The organism is Actinomadura sp. SCN-SB, from assembly GCF_043906805.1.
GTDB lineage: Bacteria > Actinomycetota > Actinomycetes > Streptosporangiales > Streptosporangiaceae > Spirillospora.
The window spans coordinates 1-6148 of record NZ_JBIMPP010000133.1; the positions used below are offsets into that span (position 1 = coordinate 1).

Genomic DNA, 6148 nt, shown 5'->3' on the forward strand with positions numbered 1-6148 from the left:
CTACGGTCGACTTGCCGCTACAACACGTTCCGGGGGAAAGGACCGAAAGTCTGCGCCTCCTGCGGCGGAGAGATGGCCCGGGTGCCGGATGGCAACACCCTGCTCACCGCACACGAATACGTGTACGTCTGTCCGGAAGACCTGTGCAACCTTCCCCCGGACCGATACACCAAACTGCCCCCGGTGACGCCGCCCTGCTCTAACCACGGCACCCCCATGCTCCTGGTGGCCGCGCCGACTGCGCACGAGCCGCGCAGATGAGCAAACCACCGTCCCCCAACCGGACCCGCATCGTCAGCACCGATGAAGGTTGACCTGCCCCTTCCCAGTGACGTGTGCGAAACCAGGTGACGCCGTGACCTCCTGCGGGGTCATGGCGTCCTCCTTCGCTGCTTCGACTGAACGTAACCGTTAGCTGCCGCCCCATCTCCCACAAGCGGCCCGGTGATCCCACCGCCAAGTAGAGCCCCCGGGCCGCACCCCTCAAGGAGGCACCGCCCATCATGAAGCCCACCGACATCACTGCGCACCCGGTCCCGGGCAAAGCTCTCTACAAGGTGACCGAGGCCATGACCATGCTGTCGCAGAGCCGCAGCGTCATCTACGAGGAGATCCGCTCCGGCCGCCTGCGCAGCATCACCCGCGGCCGCAGCCGCCTCATCCCGGCCAGCGCCATTCCCGAGTACGTCGAGCTCCTAGAGCGCGAGGCCAGCAACGAGGGGGTCGCGTGATGACCCGATCCCCCGTCCCCTTCACGGTCGATCGCAACTACGACCGCGCACACGCCAGCGACGGAGTGAGCCGCTACGGCCACTACCTCCGCGACGCGCTCGCCGCCGACCGCGGCTATGTGTGGGACTTCGACGACGAGACCGACCGTCGGCATGCCTTCGCCGCGCTGGCCTGGCGAGCCGCTACCGGCCCGGTGATGGCGCCCGGCTACGTCCGCTACCACCACCTGGTCCTCGGCGCCAAGGTGTATCGGTCGACTTGGGCTGGCGCCCTGCTGGCGTCCGTCCAGCTGGCCACGTCACCGCCAGCGGGCATCGCCCGGATGCGCCAGTGGGCCGGCTGGCCGACCGAGCTTCGCTGCGGGAACTACGTTCCCGTCGGCCCGGACGACCAGCAGATCGGCCAGCGTTCCGACTACCGAACCGGGTATGCGCTCACCACCGTGAGTCTGGAGTTCGGCCTGCAAGACGTGATGCTGCCCCGGCCGCCCGCCTCGCCGACCTCACGCGACACCGTCTACGTCGGCATGGACACGGTCCAAGCCCTCGTCGATGCCCTCAACATCATCGTCTCTCCCGTCCTGGAGGTCTCGTGAGCACCGTGACCAGCGTTCCCAGCGGCAAGGACCCCGATGAGAAGCTCACGCTCCAGGCTGTCTGCAAGGAGCTGAAGATCTCGCGGTCGACCTTCTACGAGTGGCGCCAGAAGCAGGTGGCGCCCCCGTGCTACACCCTGCCGAACGGGCAGCTCCGCATCGTCCGGAGGGACTTCGAGATGTGGCTGCACGCGAGGAAGGACGTCTCGTGAGACGAGGCTCCAAAGCGGGCCCCTCTTCCCCAGCGGAGGAGGGGCCCGCCTCTCGTCAGGTGTCTTACGACGTCCGGATCTGGGGCATCCGGAAACGCTCCTCCAAGCAGGGAAACCGCTACCAGGTCCGCTGGACCGTCGCGGGTGAGGTCAAGTTCGCGACCTTCGTGAAGGTGGGGCTCGCGAAAAGCCACCGTGCCAAGCTGCTCACCGCCGCGAATGAGGGCGAAGCGTTCGACGTGGTGACCGGGCTGCCGCTTTCCATGCTTCCACGGGAGGAGGAGCCGGAGCAGCAGGGGCCGTCGTGGTACGAGTTCGCCCTCGCCTACGCAGACATGAAGTGGCCGGCCGCCTCGGCCGCGAGTCGGCGGGGCATCGCGGAGGCGCTCGCGACCGCGAGCCTGGCGCTCGTGCCCTGGGAGGGGCGGCACCCCGATCGGCAGGACCTCTACCGGGCCTTGTCGACATGGGCGTTCAACGTCACCGCCCGCGCCGCCGGACTCCCCGCGGAGCTGGAACCGACGATCCGGTGGGTGGAGAAGCATTCCATGCCGCTGGTGGCGCTCGCCGATGGTGACGTGCTCCGCTCGGTGCTCGACCAGCTGGCCCGATGCCTGGACGGCTCGGCGGCCGCGGCATCGACCTACCGCCGCAAACGCGCCACCCTGTTCAACGCGCTCAGCTATGCGGTCGAGAAGCAGCACATCGAGGTCAACCCGCTGCTCACCATGAGCCGCACGGCGCCAAAGAACACCGAGACCATCGACCGGCGCCGGGTCGTGAACGAGGCGACCGGTCTCAGGCTGGTGATCGCTGTCGGCCGTCAGGGCGCGACGGGACGCCATCTGAAGGCGTTCTTCGGCTGCCTCTTCCTTGCCGGTCTACGTCCAGGGGAGGCGACCGCTCTCACCGAGGACGAGCTCGCCCTGCCAGAGAACGACAACGAGTGGGGATGGTTCGACCTCGGTGACTCCTCGCCACAGACCGGTGGCGAGTGGACCGACAGCGGGAAGCGGGAGGTCCGGCCGCTCAAGCATCGCAGCGCGAAGGAGACCAGGCCCGTGCCGATTCCTCCGCCGCTGGTGAAGCTGATCCGCCGGCACCTGCTCGAATTCGGCACCGCGCCGGACGGGCGCCTGTTTCGGGCCGCGAAAGGCGGCTTGCTCTCCGAGAGCGTCTACACCCGTGTCTGGGGTGAAGCACGAAGTGACGTGCTCACCCCGGCGGAGGTCCAGTCGGTGCTGGCGGAACGGCCGTACGACCTGCGGCACGCCCGTCTGTCGATCTGGCTGAACGCTGGGATCGCACCGCCACAGGTGGCCGACTGGGCGGGCAACAGCGTGCCCGTCCTGCTGCGGGTCTACGCCAAGTGCCTGACCGACTCGACCGAGACCGCGCTGAGGAAACTGGGACACCCCGGCGTCCGGGACGCCCAGGCCGACGACGTCGACCTGCCGGACGTGGCGGAGGACGAGCGTCCAGTGGAGGAGGTGACGTGGTACGAGCTGGCCATCGCCTACCTCGACGACAAGTGGGAGGCAGTCAAGCCCGACACCCGGAAGGGAATCACCGAGGTCTTGACCAAAGTCACCATGGTCACGCTCTCCCGGCCCGGGCCGTGGCCGACGGACGTCCAGCTCGGCAGAGCCCTGACCTCGTGGGCGTTCAGCCGCGACCGGTGGGCGCAGATCCCCCCGGAGCAGGCCGAGGTGATCGCCTGGGTGGAGGAACACTCGCCCGACGTCGGCGCGCTGGCGGATCCGGATCGGTTGAGATCGGTTCTGGCCTACCTTGCGCGGCGGCTCGACGGCCGGCCCGCCTCGCGGGCGGTCGCGGCACGGCGGCGTTCCACGCTGTTCAACGTCTTCGAGTTCGCGGTGCGGGAGCGGATGCTGCTGAGCAACCCGCTGCTATTCAGAAGCTGGGATGGCGACGGTTCTTCTCGGCCACCACTCGGCCACAAACAGCCGTAGATGACTGTTCACGGTCGGACACAGCCGGACACAACGAGAACAGCCCTTGACCGCGTCTTGGCTGGTCAAGGGCTGTTTTGACTGGTGTGGCGGGTCCAGGATTCGAACCTGGGTAGGCTAAGCCGACGGATTTACAGTCCGCTCCCATTGGCCACTCGGGCAACCCGCCTGGCGTCGTGTGTGCGACGGCACTGGAAAGGATAGCGGACGGCGGGAGTGGTCGTGACATCGGAGATCCGGGGCGGGGTTGGTCGCTACGCTGTGGCGGGACGCGAACGTGGGGCCGTACGGGCCTGCCCGGGGACGCGGGTGAACTTCCACAGGGGACTGATCGTGGCAGATAGCTCTTTCGACATCGTCAGCAAGCTCGACCGGCAGGAGGTCGACAACGCGCTGAACCAGGCCGCCAAGGAGGTGGCGAACCGGTTCGACTTCCGGAACGTGGACGCCGGGATCAAGTGGTCCGGGGAGGTCATCGAGATCCAGGCGAACACCGACGAGCGGGCGCTGGCCGTGCTGGACGTGCTGAAGGACAAGCTGGTCAAGCGGGGCGTGTCGCTGAAGGCGATCGAGCCGTCGGATCCCCGGCCGTCCGGGAAGGTCCACAAGATCGTGGTGTCGCTCAAGGAGGGCATCTCCCAGGAGAACGCCAAGAAGATCAGCAAGATCATCCGGGAGGAGGGGCCGAAGGGGGTCAAGGCCCAGATCCAGGGTGAGGAGCTGCGGGTGAGCTCCAAAAAGAAGGACGATTTGCAGGCGGTCATCTCCCTGTTGAAGGGCAAGGAGCTGGACGTGGCCCTGCAGTTCGTCAACTACCGGTGACGGCGAACGCGCCGGTCCCCCTCCCCCGCTGAGGGAGCCCGGCGCGTTCACATGTGGTTTGACGGGACCGGCGACGAGGTTGGTTCGCGGAGATACGGCGGGAACACGCCTGGAATGTGGCGGTAACACGGCGGGCCTAGCGTCCGGGGCATGGTGAGCGATGGTGCACGGGCGTCCGAACTGCTCAGGAACGGGCTGGGACGCAGGGGTCTGTTCAGGGCCGCGGCGGCACTCGGGGTCGCGGGTGTCGTCGGAGGGGCCGGCCGGGCCGAGGCGAAGGTTCTCCAGCCGCGGCAGAGGTCGAACGCCTATCTGGGGTCGTCGCCGGACACGGTGAGCTGGGGGTTCCTGCCGAACCGTACGGCCAAGCCGGTGCTGCGGGTCGGTTCGGGGAGCACCGTGACGGTCGACACGGTGTCGCACGAGGGGATTCTGGAGGACCAGGGGCGCGATCCCGTGGCCTACTTCGGCGATCACGGGGTCGCGAAGAACGCGGTGTTGAAGGACGCCCAGGCGATCGCGGCGTCCGATCTGGAGCATGACTTCGACTCGGACGGCCCGCATGTGGTGACCGGGCCGATCGCGGTACGGGGGGCGCGGCCGGGCGACGTGCTCAAGATCGATGTGCTGGACCTGAAGCCCCGGGTGCCCTACGGGGTGGTCTCGAACCGGCACGGGAAGGGCGCGCTGCCCGGGGAGTACCCGGAGAGCATCAAGGACGACCCGGAGACGCGCCCCTACCTGAACGAGTTCCAGAACATCTCGGTGTTCACGCCGGTGAAGCGGGGGCACGGGGTGATGCCCGGGGTGCGGTTCCCGCTGTCCCCGTTCATGGGGATCATGGGCGTGGCGACCGACACGGCCGAGCGGGTGCATTCGGTGCCGCCGACGATCGCGGGCGGGAACCTCGACATCAACGAGCTGGGGGTCGGGTCGACGCTGTACCTGCCCGTGCAGGTTCCGGAGGCGTTGTTCTTCGTGGGCGACCCGCACTACGCGCAGGGGGACGGGGAGGTCGCGCTCACGGCGCTGGAGGGGTCGCTGCGCGGGACGTTCCGGCTGACCGTGATCAAGCCCGGTGGGAAGGCGCCCGAGGTGGCCTTCGAGTACCCGTTCGCGGAGGACGACGAGTACTGGATCCCGATCGGCCTGTCGGATCCGGACGGCGGTGTCGGCGGGCAGGTGACGTCGCTGGACGTGGCGATGAAGGTGGCCGTGCGCAACGCGATCGCGTTCCTGCACGAGGAGCTGCGGATGCCCAAGGCGGTGGCGTACGCCTACCTGTCGGCGGCGGCCGACTTCGAGGTCTCTCAGGTGGTGGACCGCACCACCGGGATCCATGCCCTGATCCGGAAGGCGGACTTCGATCGGCGGCCGGGGCGATAATCGTCGGCATGGCGACGTACCGAGGTGCCCGCGAGTGGGAGGTCATGCGGGAGGCGGGACGGGTGGTGGCCCGCACGCTGGAGGCGGTGCGGGACGCGGCCGAGCCGGGGATCTCCCTGGCCGAGCTGGACGCCGTGGCGGCGCGCAGCATCAAGGAGCTGAACGCCAAGCCGTCCTTCCTGCGTTACCACCCTGACTGGTCGCCGATCCCGTACCCGGCGACGATCTGCGTGTCGGTGAACGAGGTGGTGGTCCACGGGATCCCGGACGGGACGGTGCTGCGCGCGGGCGACCTGGTGTCGGTGGACTGCGGCGCGGAGCTCGGCGGGTACCACGGCGACGCGGCGGTGACCTTCGCCGTGGGCGGGACGGACGAGGCGGGTCGGCGTCTCATGGACGCGACCCGCCTGGCGTTGGAGCGCGCGATC

The 6148-nt window shown here is 68.4% G+C and carries 8 protein-coding genes and 1 tRNA gene; 8 read left to right on the forward strand and 1 reads right to left on the reverse strand.

What is annotated here, in order from left to right; genetic code table 11:
* The 5 genes from ACGWYJ_RS38430 to ACGWYJ_RS38450 all read left to right on the forward strand — a co-directional run.
* The coding region (locus ACGWYJ_RS38430; protein WP_395111589.1) for a hypothetical protein at positions 1–261 on the forward strand (261 nt) is incomplete at its 5' end.
* 242 nt (positions 262–503) lie between these two features.
* Positions 504–731, forward strand: a complete 228-nt coding sequence (locus ACGWYJ_RS38435) for a helix-turn-helix domain-containing protein (protein ID WP_395111591.1) — start codon at positions 504–506, stop codon at positions 729–731.
* Positions 731–1327 (forward strand): hypothetical protein, encoded by a 597-nt coding sequence (locus tag ACGWYJ_RS38440; protein ID WP_395111592.1) that lies wholly within the window; start codon positions 731–733, stop codon positions 1325–1327. Before ACGWYJ_RS38435 ends, ACGWYJ_RS38440 begins: the two co-directional genes overlap by 1 nt.
* Positions 1324–1539 carry a helix-turn-helix transcriptional regulator gene (locus ACGWYJ_RS38445; RefSeq protein WP_395111593.1) on the forward strand — a complete coding sequence of 72 codons (216 nt, stop codon included), beginning with the start codon at positions 1324–1326 and terminating at the stop codon, positions 1537–1539. Before ACGWYJ_RS38440 ends, ACGWYJ_RS38445 begins: the two co-directional genes overlap by 4 nt.
* A 59-nt stretch (positions 1540–1598) precedes the next feature.
* On the forward strand, positions 1599–3512 hold the full coding sequence (locus ACGWYJ_RS38450; protein WP_395111595.1) for a tyrosine-type recombinase/integrase: 1914 nt from the start codon (positions 1599–1601) through the stop codon (positions 3510–3512).
* An 87-nt stretch (positions 3513–3599) separates the two neighbouring features.
* On the opposite strand, the gene ACGWYJ_RS38455 is transcribed toward ACGWYJ_RS38450, so the two are convergent.
* A tRNA-Tyr gene (locus ACGWYJ_RS38455) sits at positions 3600–3681 on the reverse strand.
* Positions 3682–3842: 161 nt separating this feature from the next.
* On the opposite strand from ACGWYJ_RS38455, the gene ACGWYJ_RS38460 reads away from it, so the two are divergent.
* The 3 genes from ACGWYJ_RS38460 to ACGWYJ_RS38470 all read left to right on the forward strand — a co-directional run.
* On the forward strand, positions 3843–4334 hold the full coding sequence (locus tag ACGWYJ_RS38460; RefSeq protein ID WP_395111600.1) for a YajQ family cyclic di-GMP-binding protein: 492 nt from the start codon (positions 3843–3845) through the stop codon (positions 4332–4334).
* 150 nt (positions 4335–4484) lie between these two features.
* Entirely contained in the window at positions 4485–5720 is a 1236-nt protein-coding gene (locus ACGWYJ_RS38465) for an acetamidase/formamidase family protein (protein WP_395111597.1), read from the forward strand.
* 8 nt (positions 5721–5728) lie between these two features.
* Positions 5729–6148: M24 family metallopeptidase (locus tag ACGWYJ_RS38470; protein WP_395111598.1), on the forward strand; the 420-nt coding region annotated here is incomplete at its 3' end.

Coding starts and splice junctions, on each gene's coding strand:
- ACGWYJ_RS38435 (WP_395111591.1), top strand. CDS start 504: ATGAAGCCCACCGACATCACTGCGCACCCGGTCCCGGGCAAAGCTCTC.
- ACGWYJ_RS38440 (WP_395111592.1), top strand. CDS start 731: ATGACCCGATCCCCCGTCCCCTTCACGGTCGATCGCAACTACGACCGC.
- ACGWYJ_RS38465 (WP_395111597.1), top strand. CDS start 4,485: ATGGTGAGCGATGGTGCACGGGCGTCCGAACTGCTCAGGAACGGGCTG.